14 protein-coding genes are annotated in these 17,842 nt (G+C 62.0%); 4 read left to right on the forward strand and 10 right to left on the reverse strand.

Going from position 1 to position 17,842, the window contains the following annotated elements:
* Nucleotides 1–308, forward strand: a 308-nt coding sequence (locus HMPREF2690_RS02350) for an HNH endonuclease signature motif containing protein (protein ID WP_141761176.1), incomplete at its 5' end; no start/stop codon positions are given.
* Nucleotides 309–351: 43 nt separating this feature from the next.
* Here the strand turns inward: HMPREF2690_RS02350 and HMPREF2690_RS02355 are convergent.
* The 8 genes from HMPREF2690_RS02355 to HMPREF2690_RS02390 all read right to left on the reverse strand — a co-directional run bounded on the left by HMPREF2690_RS02355 (nucleotide 352) and on the right by HMPREF2690_RS02390 (nucleotide 9,047).
* Nucleotides 352–996, reverse strand: coding sequence for a 50S ribosomal protein L25/general stress protein Ctc (locus HMPREF2690_RS02355; RefSeq protein ID WP_070820077.1), 645 nt, complete (start codon nucleotides 994–996; stop codon nucleotides 352–354).
* A gap of 128 nt (nucleotides 997–1,124) precedes the next feature.
* Nucleotides 1,125–2,459, reverse strand: a complete 1,335-nt coding sequence (locus HMPREF2690_RS02360; protein ID WP_070820078.1) for an MFS transporter — start codon at nucleotides 2,457–2,459, stop codon at nucleotides 1,125–1,127.
* The gene (gene hisC / locus HMPREF2690_RS02365; RefSeq protein ID WP_070820082.1) at nucleotides 2,452–3,465 is read right to left on the reverse strand and encodes a histidinol-phosphate transaminase; all 1,014 of its coding nucleotides are present in this window, start codon (nucleotides 3,463–3,465) and stop codon (nucleotides 2,452–2,454) included. The genes HMPREF2690_RS02360 and hisC overlap by 8 nt, the downstream gene beginning before the upstream one ends.
* An 8-nt stretch (nucleotides 3,466–3,473) precedes the next feature.
* Nucleotides 3,474–4,814: an amino acid permease gene (locus HMPREF2690_RS02370; RefSeq protein ID WP_070820079.1), complete on the reverse strand. Its 1,341-nt coding sequence runs from the start codon at nucleotides 4,812–4,814 to the stop codon at nucleotides 3,474–3,476.
* A 3-nt stretch (nucleotides 4,815–4,817) separates the two neighbouring features.
* Nucleotides 4,818–5,264, reverse strand: coding sequence for a hotdog fold thioesterase (locus HMPREF2690_RS02375; protein WP_070422624.1), 447 nt, complete (start codon nucleotides 5,262–5,264; stop codon nucleotides 4,818–4,820).
* Between the two features lie 75 nt (nucleotides 5,265–5,339).
* Entirely contained in the window at nucleotides 5,340–6,317 is a 978-nt protein-coding gene (locus tag HMPREF2690_RS02380) for a ribose-phosphate diphosphokinase (RefSeq protein ID WP_070570645.1), read from the reverse strand.
* Nucleotides 6,318–6,327: 10 nt separating this feature from the next.
* Complete coding sequence (glmU, locus tag HMPREF2690_RS02385; RefSeq protein ID WP_083279453.1) at nucleotides 6,328–7,767, reverse strand: bifunctional UDP-N-acetylglucosamine diphosphorylase/glucosamine-1-phosphate N-acetyltransferase GlmU; 1,440 nt, start codon at nucleotides 7,765–7,767, stop codon at nucleotides 6,328–6,330.
* Between the two features lie 65 nt (nucleotides 7,768–7,832).
* Nucleotides 7,833–9,047 carry an MFS transporter gene (locus HMPREF2690_RS02390; RefSeq protein WP_070422626.1) on the reverse strand — a complete coding sequence of 405 codons (1,215 nt, stop codon included), beginning with the start codon at nucleotides 9,045–9,047 and terminating at the stop codon, nucleotides 7,833–7,835.
* Nucleotides 9,048–9,100: 53 nt separating this feature from the next.
* Here HMPREF2690_RS02390 and HMPREF2690_RS02395 point away from each other — a divergent pair, with 53 nt between their 5' ends.
* Nucleotides 9,101–10,588, forward strand: a complete 1,488-nt coding sequence (locus tag HMPREF2690_RS02395; protein ID WP_070772407.1) for a multicopper oxidase family protein — start codon at nucleotides 9,101–9,103, stop codon at nucleotides 10,586–10,588.
* A gap of 93 nt (nucleotides 10,589–10,681) precedes the next feature.
* Here the strand turns inward: HMPREF2690_RS02395 and HMPREF2690_RS02400 are convergent, their stop codons facing one another.
* Entirely contained in the window at nucleotides 10,682–12,268 is a 1,587-nt protein-coding gene (locus tag HMPREF2690_RS02400) for a hypothetical protein (RefSeq protein ID WP_141758921.1), read from the reverse strand.
* A 411-nt stretch (nucleotides 12,269–12,679) separates the two neighbouring features.
* Nucleotides 12,680–13,294 (reverse strand): DUF3558 family protein, encoded by a 615-nt coding sequence (locus HMPREF2690_RS02405; RefSeq protein WP_141761177.1) that lies wholly within the window; start codon nucleotides 13,292–13,294, stop codon nucleotides 12,680–12,682.
* A 171-nt stretch (nucleotides 13,295–13,465) separates the two neighbouring features.
* Between HMPREF2690_RS02405 and HMPREF2690_RS02410 the strand changes: the two genes are divergently transcribed.
* Nucleotides 13,466–14,134 (forward strand): TetR/AcrR family transcriptional regulator, encoded by a 669-nt coding sequence (locus HMPREF2690_RS02410; RefSeq protein ID WP_070422629.1) that lies wholly within the window; start codon nucleotides 13,466–13,468, stop codon nucleotides 14,132–14,134.
* Nucleotides 14,127–17,756, forward strand: a complete 3,630-nt coding sequence (gene mfd / locus HMPREF2690_RS02415; protein WP_070772391.1) for a transcription-repair coupling factor — start codon at nucleotides 14,127–14,129, stop codon at nucleotides 17,754–17,756. The genes HMPREF2690_RS02410 and mfd overlap by 8 nt, the downstream gene beginning before the upstream one ends.
* The last annotated feature ends 86 nt before the right edge of the window (nucleotides 17,757–17,842 follow it).

Genomic DNA, 17,842 nt, shown 5'->3' on the forward strand with positions numbered 1-17,842 from the left:
GGTTTGCCAATAGTAAGCAACGCGCGTTGGCATCCATGATGTCGCCGACGTGTCCGGTGCCCGATTGCCGGCATGGGGCTGACAACTGCGAAATCCATCACATCCAGGCCTGGCGGCACGGCGGGGAAACCAACCTGGCCAACCTCGTGCCGTTATGTCGGTTTCATAACGGGCGCAACGACGATGACCCGCGTGAAAACCGCTACGGGCGGATACAGATACGCGATGGGATACCGGTGTGGGTATCGCCGGGAGGGTCGGTCGTCGAGAAGCATCCGCCCGGAGCCATGCAACAACTCTTCACATAACGAAAAAGCCCGCCAAAAAAGCGGGCCAATCGTCGTGCCGAAATTACTCGGAAGCTTCCTCACCAGCCTCAGAAGACTCAGCGCCAGCCTCAGCGCCGCCATCCTCAGCAGCCTCAGCCTCAGCCTCGAGGTCCTCATCAACCTGCTCGAAGGTGATGTTGACAAGCAAGTTCTCCGGATCGGTGATCAGCTCCGCACCCGCCGGCAGCTCGAGATCGCCAGCGGTGATCTGGTCGCCGATCTCCTTGCCCTCGATGGAAACGGTGATCTCGTCCGGGATAGACAGAGCGTCGATCTCGATCTCGACAACGTCGGCTTCCTGGAACACAACAGCGCCCGGAGCAGCCTCGCCCTCGGTGACAACCGGAACCTCGACGGTAACCTTCTCGCCACGCTTAATGCCGAACAAGTCAATGTGGTCGATCTCGAGAGTCAGAACGTTCTGGTCGACGTGCTTGACCATGGCGAGCAGCTTCTCACCATCGAGCTCAAGCTCGACGATGGCGTTGGTGCCGTCGTTACGCACAATCGCAGTCATCTCAATACGATCAACAGCGAAGTGGATGTTCTCAATGCCCTTTTCGTACAGGACACCCGGGATCTTGCCATCGCGACGCAGACGACGTGCGGAGCCCTTGCCAAACTCCTCGCGACGCTCACCCTTGATAACGGTTGGGGTAATAGCCATGTTGTACTCCTTCGGTTGGAAGGGCCACAGGCTTTGCCTGCGACCACTTAACGGATTGTGCTCGTCGAGTGATCGCATAGTGGATCTTCATCGCGTCGATAACGGCCCGAAAGCCCTCGCCGAGACTGCTACAGGCTACCAGCCGACTTTTCCCACACAAAATGCCCCGCCGCCTGGGCGTCCTCATGATCATGTCCAAGCGGGATGCCGGTGCGATCACGCACAAGCAGCGTAACGACGAACCCCGTCAACGTCGCCGCCATCAAATACACCGTAATCGCCGCCGTACCACCAGTAGCCTCACGCAACGCAGCCGCAATCGTTGGAGCAAACGCACCACCAAGAATTGCACCCAACGCGTACGAAATCGACGCCCCGGACGCCCGGACCGAAGCCGGGAAAAGCTCCGCGTAGAAAGCGCCAATCTCGCCGTACGTCAGGCCCAGGCCAACGGTGAGGAAAATCAACGCCGCGGTGATCTTTGCAATCGAACCCGTATCGACGAGCGGGAACAACACCGCAACACCCGCCGCCTGAACCACAAACCCGATCGCAAGCGTGCGCTTACGCCCGATGTAGTCCGAGACCCACCCGGCGAACGCTGTAGTGAACAACCACACCGCAGCCGATGCAGTGACAGCCCAGAGAATGTCCCCGCGTGAAAGCCCGATACCGGCAGGGTCAGTGACGTAATTTTGGATGTAACCGCCGGTTGTCATGTAACCGACGGCGCCGTTGGCGGCGAAGATCAGGGCGGCTGCGAGGACAACTCCCGCGTGAGATTTGAACAGGCCGCTGATGGGGCTGCGGGTGCCGGTCTCGCGCATCTCCTCGACGACGGGCGATTCTTCGACGCCGGTGCGGATCCACCAGCCGAGGAACGTCAGCGCGATGGACAGCAGGAAGGGAATGCGCCAGCCCCATTCGACGAAGGCGTCACCGGGGGCGACGGCGGTCATCAGGGCGAGCATGCCGGAGGACATGAGCAGGCCAGCGGGAACACCGACCTGGGGGCCGGCGCCGTAAAGGCCGCGTTTGTTCACAGGGGCGTGTTCGACGGCGAGGAGGACTGCGGAGCCCCATTCGCCGCCGGCCGATGTGCCCTGCAGGATGCGCAGGAGAATCAGTGCGGCGGGGGCAAGCCAACCGATGGTGTCGTAGGTGGGCAACAGGCCGATAAGCGTGGTGGCGGTGCCCATCGTGAACAGGGTGATCATGAGCACGCCGCGGCGCCCGAATCGGTCGGCGTAGTGGCCAGCAAGCACCGCACCGAGCGGGCGGAACAGGAAGGACAAGCCGACGGTGAGGAAGCTCACGATCGTCGCCGCAGCAGGTCCGAGGGGACCGAACATGGTCTGGTTAAACACCAAACCGGCGACGGCGGCGTAGAGGAAGTAGTCGTACCACTCGATGGCTGTGCCGATGGTGGTCGCCGCGATCACGCGGCGGCGCTCACTACGCACGGTCCCATGCTTTCAGGAAGGCGTCGGTTTCGGCTGAGTTGGTGACGGTGACGCGGATACCTTCCGGGAAAGAACGCACCAGCACGCCCTCTGCCGCTAGCCGGTCAGCTTTTTCACGCGGGAAATCCGGCAGCCAGATGAAGTTGGCTTGGGATTCGGGGAGGTTGAGTGCGGTGGTGAGGTGTTGGCGTTGGGTGATGGTGTCGTCGATACGCGTTTGCAGCTCGGAGGTGGCTTTGAGGGAGGCGAGGGCTGCGGTTTGGGCGACGGCGTTGACGGAGAAGGGGACGGCGACTTTGTTGAGGGCGCTGATGATGTCGGCGGGGCCGAAGGCGTAGCCGATGCGGGCGCCTGCGAGGCCGTAGGCTTTGGAGAAGGTGCGTAGGCCGACGACGTTGGGGTAGCGGGTGATGACGTCGGTGGCGACGGGGGTGTCGGTGGCGCGGTTGTATTCGAAGTAGGCCTCGTCGAGTGCGACGAGGATGTCGGATGGGACGGCGTCCATGAAGGTTTCGAACTCGGCGTTGGTGATGGTGGTGCCGGTTGGGTTGTTGGGGTTGCACACGAAGATGAGTTTCGTACGTTCGGTAATCGCTGCGGCCATGGCGGGCAGGTCGAGGCGGTGCTCGGCGTCGAGTGGGATGGCGACGGGGGTTGCGCCGATGATGCGGGCGAAGATGGGGTAGGCCTCGAAACTGCGCCAGGGGAAGATGATTTCGTCGCCGGGCTGTGCGGTGATCGTCGCGAGTTGTTGGCACAGGGCAGAGGAGCCGGTGCCGACGGCGACCTGGTCGATGGTCACGCCGAGGTGTTCGGCAAGGGCGGTGCGGATGTCGGTGGCGCCCATGTCGGGGTAGCGGTTCATGGAGCCGAGGGTGTCGCGCATCGCCTCGAGTACGGAGGGCAGTGGGCCTTCGGCGCATTCGTTGGAGGAGAGTTTGATGGCCTGGTCGTTGCGGGCGCCTGGAACGTAGTCGGGGATGGTGTCGAGGTCTGGGCGGATCATGTTGCGGGTCATGCGTTGCTCCTGCGTTGCGTTGTCAGCCAGATGAGGCCGAGGGCGAGGATCCAGCCGAAGAGGGTGGCTAGACCCATGCGGTAATCGGGAAGAATACCCATTAGTACGAGTACGAGGGCGAAAAATGCGATGCAGATCCAGTTCGCAACTGGGTAGAACGGGGCGGGGAATTTTGTGTTGCCGGCGTGTTTGCGGAAGCTCAGGTGGGATAGGCAGATGCCGGCCCAGGTGATCAATTCCGTGCCGACGATGATGGCGAGCAGGATGGCGAAGATTTTGCCTTCGAAGAAGTAGTTGAGGATGACGACGACGCCCATGAGGGTGGCGTCGAAAAGCAGTGCTTTTGTGGGCACACCTTTGGCGTTGGTTTCGGCGAGGGCTTTGGGGGCTTGGCCGTTGCGGGCGAGGTCGCGAAGCATGCGGGCGCCGGAGTACGTCATGGTGTTGAGCACGGAGAACACGGCGACGACGATGACGACGTTCAGGGCGGTTGCTGCGCCTGAAAAGCCGACGCCGGTAAGCACCCGGATGAATGGGCTTTCGTTCGTGTCTTGTTCGTTCCACGGTGCGAGCAGCAGGATGGTGCCGATGCCGCCGAGGTAGAACACGAGGATGCGCCACACGACGGAGTTGACCGCGCGGGGAATTGCCTTTTCGGGGTCGTCAGCTTCGCCAGCGGCGGTGCCAATGGACATGATGCCGCCGAAGGTGAAGGTCACTGCGACGAGTGCGAACAGGACACCGGAGACGCCGTTTGGCATGAATCCGCCGTGGTCGGTGATGTGTTGCAGGCCGATGGCGGGTTCAGAGCCGACGCCGAAGACAAGCGCGAGGCCGAGCACGATCATGAGGACGAGTGCTGCCACTTTGATCAGGGAAAGCCAGTATTCGGTGGTGGCGAACACGCGCACGTTGAGCACGTTGAGGACGACGACGAGCAGCAGCGAGACTAGCGCGGTGACCCAGTGGGGGATGTGGGGGAACCAGTAGTCCAGGAAGGTACCCATGGCGGTCAGTTCCAGCATGCCGACGACCACGGTGGTGAACCACCAGTTCCAGCCGGTGATAAATCCGGCTCCGCGGCCGATGAATTCGCGGGAGTATGCGGCAAAGGATCCGGAGACGGGGTGTTCGACGGCCATTTCGCCGAGCATGCGCATGAGGAAGTAAACGATGACGCCGACGATGGCGAAGGAGATCAAGACGGCGGGGCCGGCGTATTGGATGGAGCTGGCGGAGCCGAGGAAAAGTCCGGTGCCGATGGATGATCCGAAGGCGATCATCATCAGTTGGCGGCTTTTGACGCTGCGTTTGAGTCCTTGTTCTTGGAGGCTCATGGGTTAGTTTCCTGTCGGGGGACGTGAGGTGGTGCGGGAGAGTCCGCGGAATTCTGCGATGACGGTGTCGCCGTCGTAAAGGGTGACGTCGGACAGTCCGTTGCGGCCCCATTGGTGGTGTTCACGGGCGACGCCGCGGATGGTGCGGCCCATTTTCGCGGGTGCGAGGTAGATCATTTCGGATTGTGCGCTGACGGTGGGCTCAGTGCGGCGCGAGTTGCAGGCGCCACCGAAGAGGGCGTCGGCGAAGGTGAACAGTACGCCGCCTTGGCAGACACCGAATCCGTTTGCATGCCGCTTATCGACGACAAACTCACCTTCCGCCACGCCTGGCTCTAACCGTGTGATGATGGCGCCCAGATACTCGAGGGTGGCGTCGCCGTCGTACATGGCTTTGGCGTGCTCAAGCTCTGGGGTGATTTCTACGGATTCGGCGTAGCGGTTGTACATGAGAATGTGTCCTTTCCCTAAGCGTGAAGCCGGGGCAGCGGTGAAGCTGCCCCGGCTGTCGCGGTCAAGAGTGGTTTAGGCCTGGCCCTCGAAGAGGGTGGTCACGGAACCGTTTTCGAAGATTTCGCGGATGGTCTTTGCCAGCAGTGGTGCGATCGACAGCACGGTGAGGTTCTTCCAACCTTCGGTGTTTTGCGGCAGGGTGTCGGTGGTGATGACTTCCTCTGCGCCGCAGTCGCTGAGGCGCTTGCGTGCCGGGTCGGAGAAGACACCGTGGGTGCAGGCGATGACGACGGACTTCGCGCCGGCTTCCTTGAGCACGCCGACGGCGCCAGCGATGGTGCCGCCGGTGTCGATCATGTCGTCCATGAGGATGCAGTCCTTGCCCTCGACGTCGCCGACGACACGGTTGGAGACAACCTTGTTTGCGGCGTCGATGTCGCGGGTTTTGTGGACGAAGGCCATGGGGGCGTCGCCAAGCATGTTGGCCCACTTCTCAGCGGACTTCACGCGGCCGGCATCCGGGGAGACCACCACGAGGTTGTCCAGCGAGTACTTGGACTTGATGTAGTCCACCAGGATCGGCTGGGCGTGCATGTGGTCGACCGGGCCGTCGAAGAAGCCCTGGATCTGGTCGGTGTGCAGGTCGACGGAGACGATGCGGTCCGCGCCTGCTGCGGAGAGCAGGTCTGCGATGAGGCGGGCGGAGATCGGCTCGCGGCCGCGGTGCTTCTTGTCCTGGCGTGCGTACGGGTAGAACGGCAGGATCGCGGTGATGCGCTTCGCGGAGCCACGCTTGAGCGCGTCGATCATGATCAACTGCTCCATGAGCCACTTGTTCAGCGGCTGTGCGTGGGACTGCATGACAAAGCAGTCGGAGCCACGGACGGACTCTTCGAAGCGGATGAAGATTTCGCCGTTGGCGAAGTCACGGGCGGTGGTGGGCACGAGCTCGATGCCGAGTTCGTCTGCTACGGCCTCTGCCAGTTCCGGGTGCGCACGCCCGGTGAAGACCTTGAGGTTTTTGTGGCTTTCTGTGGAGTAACCAGTCATGTTTGAACCTTTACTTCTCGCGTGCTTTCTTTGCAGCTTCTGCCGCGTCGGATCCGGGGCGGCGCTTTTCTACCCAGCCCTCGATGTTGCGCTGGTGGCCCTCCTTGATGGCGAGCGCGCCGGCTGGAACATCTTCCGTGACTACTGTACCCGCGCCGGTATACGCGCCATCACCGATATTGACCGGTGCGACAAACATGGTGTCTGAGCCGGTACGGCAGTAGTCGCCGATGGTGGTGTGGTGCTTGTTCACTCCGTCGTAGTTAGCGAAAACGCTGGAGGCGCCGATGTTGGAGTGCTTGCCTACGGTGGCGTCGCCGATGTAGGTCAGGTGGGGCACCTTGGAGCCTTCGCCGATCTTGGCGTTTTTGGATTCGACGAAGCCGCCGAGTTTGCCGCGGGCGCCGAGTTCGGTGCCGGGGCGGATGTAGGTGAAGGGGCCGACGGTGGCTTCTTCACCGATGACGCCGAGTTCGCCTTGGGTGCGTACGACGGTGGCGCGGGCGCCGACTTCCATGTCGGTCAGGGTGGTGTCGGGGCCGATTTCGGCGCCGTCTCCGATGACGGTGGAGCCCCACAGTTGGGTGTTGGGGTGGATGATGACGTCGCGGCCGATTTCTACCTCGACGCCGATCCAGGTGGTGGCCGGGTCGATGACGGTTGCGCCGTTGCGCATGGCGCGCTCGACGAGGCGGCGGTTGAGTTCTTTGCCTGCTTCGGCGAGTTGGACGCGGTCGTTGACACCGGCGAGTTCGCGGGCATCAGGTGCGATGAAGGCGGAGACTTTGCGGCCGTCGTTGCGGGCGATGCCGAGGACGTCGGTGATGTAGAACTCGCCTTGGGCGTTGTCTGGGGTGACGCGCGCGAGGGCGTCGCGAAGCACGGTGGCGTCGAAGGCGAAGACACCGGAGTTGACTTCGTGGACCTTGCGTTGTTCGTCGGTGGCGTCTTTTTCTTCGACGATTTCGAGCACGTCGCCAGCTTCGCCGCGGATGATGCGGCCGTAGCCGGTGGGGTTGTCGAATTCGAGGGAGAGCACGGTCACAGCGGCATGCTCGGACTCATGCTTTTCGACGAGCGCCTGCAACGTCTCCGGCGTCAGCAACGGCACGTCGCCATTGGTGACCACGACGGTGCCGTCGAAATCCGGAATTGCCGACAGGCCGACCTGCACTGCGTGGCCGGTGCCGTTTTGCTCCTCCTGGATCGCCTGGCGGATCTCCACGTGCATCTGCTCGGCGATGTGCTCCACGGCTGGGGCGACCTGGTCGCGCTGGTGGCCGACCACAGCAACGAGGTAGGTCGGTTCCACACCGGCTGCGGCGTGCAGCGAATGGGAGAGCAGGCTGCGCCCGCCGATTTCGTGCAGCGTCTTTTGGCGGTCGGACTTCATGCGGGTTCCCGCGCCGGCCGCGAGCACGACAACGGCGCGATCGGAGTGGTTAGGCACTCGATTACTCCTTGGGGGTGGACGTTTTGAGATCGGCCCCAAGCATAACGCCTATGGGCTCTGGCCTACTTGTTTGCCGAGACTTCCTTCAGGTTCGCGGCACCAAACACACCGGCGTAACCAACAACAGCCAGGAAGATCAGCGCTGCCTGCGGGCCGAGCAGCACAACCGCCGAGGAGATTGCGCCGACAACGAGCAGGACGATGCCCATGACGGTGTTGGCGGCACCCGTGATCATGGTGCGCCTATCGCCGTCGGCCATGTCTACCAGGTAGGTCTTGCGGCTGACCCGCACTGCGGTGTGGGCGAGGTTGACCAGGAAGAAGCCTAGGGGCATGACCCAGGCGTTGATGGTGTCGTCGACAAGCTGTGCGCTGGCAACGAGCAGGATGAGCACAGTGGACGCGAAACCTGCAGCCCACGCCATCGTGCGTTTCGACGACCTGTCCGACAACCGGCCCGAAACCCGCCCGCCAAGCAGTGACGCGCCGCCGGAGGCGACGATGAACGCGCCAAGGCCTGTGAGGTCGGCGCCTTCGCGGCTGCCCAACACGACGATAAACGGGGTGGAAAGCGCGGTGACCAGCATGAGCGAGCGCACGATGAGGAATCGTTGCAGGTCGCGGTCGGAGGTGACCAGCTTCCACATGTCGTGGAAGCCTTGGCCGTTGGAGGTGTCGGTGTCGGGAGTGGGCTCGTCGATACGCATGAACACGAGCGAAGCGAGCGCCCACATCGACGCACCGCCGGCGAGCAGCGCGGCGAGTGACCACTGCGGAAGTTCGTTGGGGATAAACGACAGTGCGAGACCGATCGCGAGAGTGAAACCGCCGGCGAGCGCGGTGGCGCGACCGGTGATGTCGCCGCGGTGGCCTTTGGAAATCGTGCGGCCCTGGACATCTTTGCCTGCGATGGAGCAGATGGAGCGAAACACCGCGTGCACCGCAAGCAGGACAATGACTGCGATGCCGAGCGCACTTCCCTCGAGCAACAGCGCGCTAAGCGCAATGCCGGCAGAGGCCAGCGCTTGGCCCCACGAGCCGATCAACCAGACTCGTTTGCGCGAGCTTTGCGACGTCACCCACGGGCTCAAAAACGCCTGCGGCAGCATCGAGCCTGACTCGCGAATTGGCACGAGAAACGACGTGAACGCCGCCGGCACCCCAGCAGCATTGAACAGCCACGGCAGCACCGTTTTCGGGGCGACTACCTGATCGCCAATGTTTTGTAAGCCGTTCGACCAGATGAACCGGCGGGCATTCGCTTCCTCGTTACGCATATATCGGGATAGTAGGATCATTCATGGTTTTCGGCGAGTTTTTGGAGGACGTAATGGCTTTTTCTCGACGCACATTTTTTAAAGGGACCGTTTTCGCCGTTGCAGTCGCAGCCACGGGTGCTGCATTGGCTGGGTGCTCGACATCAAACCAGCCCACCCCGCGTGGTGCCGACGCCGAAGCACGCCCGCTGCCTATCCCGCCGCTGTACGAAGGCACACTCGACGGCAACGTGCGCCGCTTCGAACTGACCGCCCAGGAAGGCGAATCCGAAATCATCCCCGGTGTCATGACCAAGACTTGGGGCTTCAACGGGCCGTTCTTGGGCCCAACGCTGTACATGCGGCGCGGCGAACGCATTGAAATGACCGTGCACAACAACGTGCCGGAGCCGACCGTTGTGCACTGGCACGGCCTGCACCTGCCGGCCGCTGCGGACGGGGGACCGGCGCTGATGTTTGACCCGGGTGAGTCTTGGTCGCCGTCGTGGACCGTCGATCAGCCCGCCGCGACCTGCTGGTACCACCCGCACCCGCACGAGATATCCGCGGTGCACGCCTACCGCGGCCTTGCCGGCGGTCTGATTGTCGACGACGACACCACCGCCATCCCCGGCCTGCCCGCCGACTACGGCGTCGACGACATCCCTGTGATCCTGACTAACGCCCAGTTCACCGAAGACGGCCAGCTCGACGAGGACCACGGTTGGGTCGGCGACACCGTGGTGGTCAACGGCATCACCAAACCGCGTTTCGAGGCCACAACCCGCCGCGTGCGTCTCCGCGTGCTCAACGGTTCCGTGTTGCGCTTCCACCACCTGACACTGGGCGTGCCGTTCAAGATCGTCGCCACGGACCAGGGGTTCCTCGATTCCCCGGTGGAGGTCGACGGCGTGCTGCTTACCCCGGGCGAGCGCGTGGAAATCGTGGTGGACCTGGAGCCGGGCAAGGACCTGATGTTGCGTAGCGATGGACTCCCGGATCTTGGCGGCCTGCCGGATAAGGAAACGGCGGACATGTTCGGCGCCCGCGACACCTTCGACCTGTTGGAGATCGCCGCCCCGCCAGAAGATGCGCCGGCTTCGCCCGCGTTGTCGGAAACGTTGGTGCCGTTGGACGTGCCGTCGTCGGCAAGTGTGGAGCGCGAGTTCCGACTCAATGGCATTGAGATCAATGGCCAAACGATGGACATGTCGCGCGTCGACTTTGTCGTCGACCACGACGGGCCTGAGATCTGGCGCGTGACCAACGAAAACGAGGATATGCTGCACAACTTCCATATCCACAACGCACGCTTCGCCGTGCAAAGTGTTGAGGGTGGGGAAGTGGAGTTCACTGCCGGCTGGCACGACACCATCGACGTGCCACCGCTTTCCACGGTGACGTTGCTTGTGGAGATCGCGTATCACCCCGACCCCACCTTGGCCTACATGTATCACTGCCACATGCTCAACCACGAAGACCAGGGCATGATGGGCCAATTTGTCATCGTTGAGCCTGGCCAAGAACCGGACCTTGCACTCCCGCACGGCCACGAGCATTAGATTGCTTCTCGACGACCCCACGCCCCGGCGCGAATCCCACCGGGGCGTGGTTTTGTTTCGGGTTGCTGTTTCGAGCGTTGCCGCTCGCGGTGACTATCGGCGCACGTTGTAGCCGATGACTTCCGGCAGCAATAGTGGGGCGTCGCCGAGCAGTGCCTTGAGGTTGCCGTCGCGCTCGACCGCGCTGGTAACTGTCTTGACCTTGGCGGCGGCCTTGTCGGATGCGCGACCGTTTTGGTTGCGCCCGGCCATCATCGGTTGCCCGGCAATGACACCACCGCCGCGGTGTGCGCCTGCCGCATTGTTCGCGGAGTGCGCACCGTTTGTGGCGTGGGCGCCGTGGGCACTGTGGGCACCGTGTGCACCGTTAGCTGTGCCGGAGCCTGTTGGCGCGTGCCCTGTCGAGCCGTGCGGGGTAGCACCGTGAGCACCCTGCGAACCGGCGCCGAAACCGGTACTTGGACCGACACCAGCACCGGCGCTCACGCCGCCGCCCGTGCTGAAACCCGGACGACCGGCGTGCATGCCGCCACCTGCGTACATGCCAGCCCCTGCTCCGGCGCCTCGGCCAGTGCCGATGCCATTTCCAGCTCCACGGCCGCTTACAGCCTGGGAAGCAGGGGAGCCCCCGCGGGAACCGCCAGGCACTCCAACCCCGGTGCCTGCGCCCATCTGGTTTCCACGAGCAGCGTGCCTTCCAGTGCCTGCAGCGTTGCTGGGCCCACCAGCTATTGGAGCGAATCCACCCGCGCCGCTATTGGTGCCGGCGGATGCCCCGCCCGAGTTCGCCCCACGTGTGGTTGCAGGGGTGATAGCACCGGTGAACGCTGGGCTGTGCGCACCTGGGTGCGCGCCAGCAGAGATCGCACCTGGGGTCGGAGCCATCGCATTTGTGCTTGGCGGTGCCAGCACTGCCGACGCAGCCTGCGTAGGCGTAGCACCTGCCGGAATGGAATCAAGCACGTTTGGCGAGGGCCGCCCCATGTTCTGCAGAACCTCTGACGGTGTTTTCGCGTTTGCGATATCCCCGTAGCCACGGTTGATCAGCGCATTCTGGATTGGTTCCGGCAACTCTGCTGGTTCAAATGCGGGCGCTGCTGGCGAGGGAATGCTATCGACGCTGTAGGAGTCGCCAGACATCTCCTTCAACTCCGGAAGCAGACGGTTAAACGTCGGGATCGCAGCGACCAAGTTTGATGTCATTCGTGCCGGAAAGTTGAGCAAGTACGCCTGCTCGATCGCAAGCTTTTCTTCCGGCGACGGTGCAGCGTCATATGCCATCACGGTGCTGGATGCGATGAGTTTTTCGGCGTCTGCGGCGTCGGCAAGCATTGCGGTGTGCGCTGCGAGGGAGCGCGAGTTAGCCACGTATTCCATACCTGCGTTCTGGACCTGTGTGATGGTGCGCATCGCGTTGTGAATCCAGGATGTCTCTGCCGACGAGCTCAACGCGTGCTGAACTTCGTTGAGTTCCTCCATCGCATCGGCGATCAGCTCCGCATTTGAGTTCCAGAACTCGGAAGCAGACATCGCACGAGAGGTGTCGGTCTCCAACAACTTGGCGTGCAAGGCGTGCAGCGACGAATCACCAGTCGCGACTGCCGCCGGGTTTGCAAACGTGTTGGTTTTCGGATCGACCGAACGCGATTTCTGCAGGAGCTCAATCAGTTGTGGCTGCACCTGGTTAACGCGTCCTTCAAACACCGGACCGAGCGACGCCAACGCACCGGACAGCGAATCATCTGTCCGCAGTGTGTTGTTCAGCGCTGTTTCAAGAATGTTCGCCGTACCCAGAAGGTAGGTTGCGACCGCTTGATTTGCTTCTGGTGCGTTTACATCCCCGATTGGGCTCAGAGTACGCCCTGCATCTGCGAGGCCACTGACCTGCGAGAAAGAAGAAAGCGGATTGCTTGCAAATCCGATGTTTGTACCGAGACTGCTAGCAATTCCCCTTAGCTGGCTAATCGCAGATTCTGCTTGAGCTATGTCGAGTTTTATGATCATTTTTCCCCCAAAAAGTTGTTGCTTATTCTCAAAGATAAATGAGAAAGAAGCGGATGAAAAGAGTTTGTCCACTTTAGTGGACAATTGTTAATGAAATGCCTGGTAAAGGCTCTCCAGTGCGTTAATTGCGCGGTCGCAATTCTGTTTACGATCGCCAAACCCTTCAATCCCGGCGACGATTGTTGTTATTGCTCCTCGAACAGTGTCAATCTGTGCGTAACAACTAGGGCCGATGCCACTCAATGGACCGAAGGTATAAAGCGTCGGTAGGACTTCAGATTTGTAATCGAACAATTCCACTTGCTCTGCAACAACTTTGCGATTCGCGTTGCTGCTCATAAACGCTGGAGGAAACAGCTCATCGCCGTTTTGGCTGTCGCAAGCACTCATTCCGCGAGCGAATGCCGCATATTTCTCCGGAAGCGGCTCCACATCCTCAAACCCCGCAGCGGCGAATTCTTCCTGCGTGATTTCCGTGCAGGGATCGAAGATGTCGTCGCCGATTGTGTACGGGTCGAAGTCGCCGATTTCTAGCACGCCGCTTTTGAACACGAATGCCTGTGCTTGAGGCTTATCCTCCGCGAATTCGGGTGGTGTGCCGGATTCGATGTTGGGCGTGGTGTCGTCGTTAAGCGGTTGCTCTGTAGTGCACCCCGAGAGCATCACGCATAGAGCTGTAGAAAGTATTGCGAATCGTTTCATTTCCCCTCCCCATATGAAAAAGCTTCCCCACCAGGACTCGAACCTAGAATGACGGTACCAAAAACCGTAGTGTTGCCGATTACACCATGGGGAATAGCATCGCTGATTGTAGACCACATCCCGTGGCAACCAAAGATGGGGTGTGTCGGAGAGGGATCTAGAGTGGAACACATGGCTCGTAGGCGAATGACTGCACCCCAGCGTAGGGAACAATTATTAGGCGTTGGGCGCGCTGCTTTTGCTGAGCGCGGATACGACGGGATCTCCATGGAGGAGATTGCGGCCCGCGCCGGGGTGACCAAGCCGGTGGTGTATGAGCACTTTGGGGGCAAAGAAGGCTTGTACCAGGCGGTTATTCGTCGGGAGATGGTCCGCCTGGAGGAGACGATTATGGGGTCGATCCAGGAGGGACGCTGGCGCGATCGCATTGAGCGTGGTGTGTTGGCGTTGCTGACGTACGTGGAGGATGACACCGACGGGTTTGTCATCCTTGCGCATGGTCAGTTGCCGGGGGAGGGGCGGACGTATTCGACGATTCTTAACCGTGTGACCGCTGAGGTTTCCCACTTGCTGGCGGAGGCGTTTAAGCACCGTGGATTAGATGAGGCGATGGCCGGGTTGTACGGTCAGGCGCTGGTTGGCACGGTGTCTAATTCTGCGCTGTGGTGGCTGGACCAGCGTGAGCCAGACAAGCATATTGTGGCGGCGCACATCTCTAACCTGTGTTGGAATGGGTTGCGGGGGATGGAGGCCAAGCCGCATATTGCTGGTGAAGATGTCGCTGGAGATGAGCGCGCTGTGGATCGCGAAGCGAACGAAGAGGAAGCATTGCATGACTGATAACACCCCGCCCGTGCTTGGTGGGCTGCTCACCCAGGCGTTGACGGACCCGAAGTTGAAGGGTTTGGTGACGCATGTGGGGGAAGATTCGCTGCATATTACCGGCATTGACCAGGCACGTTCCTGGACTGCTGGTGCGATCGCGCGTGAGACCCCGGTGCTGTTGGTGACGGCGACGGGGCACGAGGCGGAAGACCTCACGGCGGAGCTCAAGGCAATGCTTGGCGACGACAAGGTCGCCCAATTCCCCGCCTACGAGACGTTGCCCCATGAGCGCTTGTCGCCAGCTGCGGACATTGTTGGCCGCCGTGCGAAGGTGTTGTGGGATATGCCGCGTGTCATCGTGGCTGCGGCGCGCGCCGTGTGCCAGCCGGTTTTGCCTGCGATTGAGCCGATTCGGGTGGCGGTGGACCAGGAAGCCGACTTTGAGGACCTGACGCAGCAGTTGGTGCATTTCGCCTACAACCACGTGGATATGGTTGCGGGCCGTGGCGAGTTTGCTACCCGTGGCGGCATCATTGACGTTTTCCCCACCACTGCCCAGAACCCTGTGCGTATCGAGTTCTGGGGTGACGAAGTCACCGACATCCGTTCCTTTGCGGTTGCGGATCAGCGCACCATCGAAGAGGTTGGTGCCGTCGAACTGTTTCCAGCAAGGCAGTTGCTTATCGACGACACCGTGGCCGCCAAAGCCGACGACCTGGCCCGCAAATTCCCGTCGAACCCCACCTTGTCGTCGCTGCTTGCACGCATTTCCGAAAAGCAGCCGGCGGAGGGCATGGAGGCGATCATCCCGGCGCTGACCGATAAGAAATATTCGGTGCTGCCGGAACTGATGCCCGCTGGTTCGGTGGTGTTGGTGACCAACCCGGAGAAGGTTCGCGCTCGCATTGCCGACTTGGAAGCGACCGACCGCGAGTTCCTCGAGGCCGGCTGGGAGGCCGCCGCGATGGGCGCCGAAGGTCCGGTGGCGGTGGAAGGCCTGGACGTTTCTGCCTCGTCGTACCGTTCGTTCGAGTCTCTGGAGGTCTCCGCGTCGAAGGCCGGAAACGCCTGGTGGACCTTTGCGCCTCCTGGCATGTTTGCCGCGGATGACGCGTCGACGCTGCCTCTCGAGTTCGAGGCAGCACCCGCGCCGAAGGGCGATCCGAAGCAGATCGAGCAGCTCTACGCCACGCTGAAACTGCACGTGACGCAAAACCACGGCAAGGCCGCCTATGTCGCTCCGGCCAAAGGTGCGATCGACCGCATGGCGGAGCGCCTGCGCGAGCACGGCGTGTCCGCACGAGTGGCCACACCGGGGCTCGAGCCCGTCGATGGTGCAGTTACGCTCTACCAGGCGTTATCGCACGCAGGCCTCGTTTTCGGCGGGCCGAACTTGGTCGTTGTTACTGAAACGGACCTGACCGGCAACCGCGTCGGCGACATCGCCGGCGCTAAGCGACGCGCCCCGCGCCGCCGCAACCGCGTCGACCCGTTGGCTTTGCAGCCGGGTGACTTCGTGGTGCATGACACCCACGGCATCGGCAAGTTTGTGAAGATGGCGGAGCGCACTATCAAGGCTGGCGATGAGGCGTCGCGGCGCGAATACATCGTGCTCGAGTACCAGCCCGCCAAGCGCGGACAGCCCGGCGACCAACTCTGGGTGCCCATGGAGTCGCTGGACCTGCTGAGTAAGTACACCGGTGGCGAGAAGCCGTCGCTAAGCAAGATGGGCGGCTCGGACTGGAAGTCCACCAAGCGCAAGGCGCGCGCCGCCGTGCGCGAGATCGCCGGCGAGTTGGTGGAGCTCTACGCCAAGCGCCAAGCCGCGCCGGGCCACGCGTTCGCACCGGATACCCCGTGGCAGCTTGAGATGGAAGATGCCTTCCCGTTCGTAGAGACGGAAGACCAGCTCAACGCCATCGAAGCGGTCAAGGAAGACATGGAAAAGCCCACGCCGATGGACCGCGTGATCGTGGGCGATGTGGGCTTCGGCAAAACCGAGGTGGCCGTGCGTGCCGCGTTTAAGGCAGTGCAGGACGGTAAACAGGTCGCGGTGCTGGTGCCGACGACACTGCTTGCCCAGCAGCATTACTCCACCTTCACGCAGCGCATGGATGGTTTTGGGGTGGAGGTCCGCGAGCTGTCGCGTTTCACCTCTACCGCGGATTCGAAGAAGATCCTCGCAGGTCTTGCGGACGGTTCCGTAGACATCGTCATTGGTACCCACCGACTGCTGCAGACGGGCGTGCAGTGGAAGAACCTCGGCCTGATCATCGTGGACGAGGAGCAGCGCTTCGGTGTCGAGCACAAGGAACACATCAAGGCGCTGAAGTCGCACGTTGACGTGCTCACCATGACTGCAACGCCGATTCCGCGCACGCTTGAGATGTCGCTGACCGGCATCCGCGAAATGACCTCGATTACCACCGCGCCGGAGGATCGTCACCCGGTGCTCACGTATGTCGGTCCGCAGGAGGATAAGCAGGTGGCGGCGGCGATTCGTCGAGAATTGCTTCGCGACGGCCAAGTCTTCTACATCCACAACAAAGTCTCCGACATCGAAAAAACTGCCCGCCAACTGCGCGAACTCGTGCCCGAGGCCCGCGTCGTTGTCGCCCACGGCCAGATGAGCGAGCAGGTGCTCGAGCAGACCGTACAGGGTTTTTGGAACCGCGAATACGACGTCATGGTGTGCACCACGATCGTGGAGACCGGCCTGGACATCGCCAACGCCAACACCCTGATCGTGGAAAACGCCCAGAACATGGGCCTGAGCCAGTTGCACCAGCTGCGCGGCCGTGTGGGTCGTTCCCGCGAGCGTGCCTACGCGTACTTCCTGTACCCGAAGGACAAGACACTCACCGAGACCTCCTACGACCGCCTGGCCACCATCGCCCAAAACAACGACCTGGGCGCCGGCATGGCCGTGGCGCAAAAGGACCTGGAGATGCGCGGCGCCGGCAACGTGCTCGGCGCGGAACAGTCCGGCCACATCGCCGGCGTGGGCTTCGACATGTACGTCCGCTTGGTCAGCGAGGCCGTGGAAACCTTCAAGGGCCTCATGAGCGGCAAACCCATCGACGCCACCGACAAAGGCCCGAAGGAAATCCGCGTCGACCTGCCCGTGGACGCACACATTCCGGAGACCTACATCAACTCCGAGCGCCTGCGCCTAGAGGTGTACCGCAAGCTCGCAGAAGCGCGTGACGACGACGCCCTGACCGCCGCAGCCGACGACATGATCGACCGCTTCGGCACCTTGCCAATTGAGGTCGAGCGGCTCATGGCCGTAGCCCGACTGCGCAACCAGGCCCGTGCAGTTGGCGTTTCCGAGATCCTGACCCAGGGAACCCGCATCAAACTCCACCCAGTCGAGTTGCCTGACTCCAAGCAGGTGCGCCTGAAGCGCTTGTACCCGGGGGCGAACTTCCGGGCTGCGGCAAAGGCGCTGCAGGTGCCGATGCCCAAGGAAGGCGGGGCAAAGCGGGCACTCAACGCCCCAAACCTGCGCGATATGGAATTGCTGCAGTGGGTCGCCGACTTCATGACCGACGTCCTCGACGCCCCCAAGATCGCCGTGGCGGGATCGGCTGCGGAGGCGGCACCGAAGAAGAAGGTGTTCTCGGTCAGCGAGTAGGCGCTACCGCGTCAGTGATCCCCCTTCAGACGAAGAAGGACGCTCGGACCGATCGTCTAGCTCTGTGTTTGTGGAACCAGACGATG

It is taken from the genome of Corynebacterium sp. HMSC034E11 (assembly GCF_001835905.1).
Taxonomy (GTDB): domain Bacteria; phylum Actinomycetota; class Actinomycetes; order Mycobacteriales; family Mycobacteriaceae; genus Corynebacterium; species Corynebacterium coyleae.